The organism is Colwellia marinimaniae (assembly GCF_002207865.1).
GTDB classification, from domain to species: Bacteria; Pseudomonadota; Gammaproteobacteria; order Enterobacterales; family Alteromonadaceae; genus Colwellia; species Colwellia marinimaniae.
Map to the genome: position 1 here is coordinate 1 of NZ_BDQM01000574.1, position 229 is coordinate 229.

Here is a 229-nt window from a genome sequence, read left to right on the forward strand (position 1 = left end):
GTATATTTGGTGGTGATGAATCTAAAAAGGAAATAAAACCTGAAGCAAAAGTTGGTAAGGATCAAGATCCTAAGAATATGAAAGATGCAGAGGCAGTGGCAGCAGAGACAACATACGAAAGTGGTGAAGGTGATGCATTGTTAATTCCAGTCGTAACTACTGTGACAAAAGAAGTTCCTATCAAGAACAGTAGAGGTAGAACCATAGGATTTAAGACAGTCACTGTTGA

General features: G+C 38.4%; 1 protein-coding gene. It reads left to right on the forward strand.

Annotated features, from left to right (window positions below; all coding sequences use genetic code 11):
* Nucleotides 1-229: hypothetical protein (locus MTCD1_RS21440; RefSeq protein ID WP_159459939.1), on the forward strand; the 229-nt coding region annotated here is incomplete at both ends.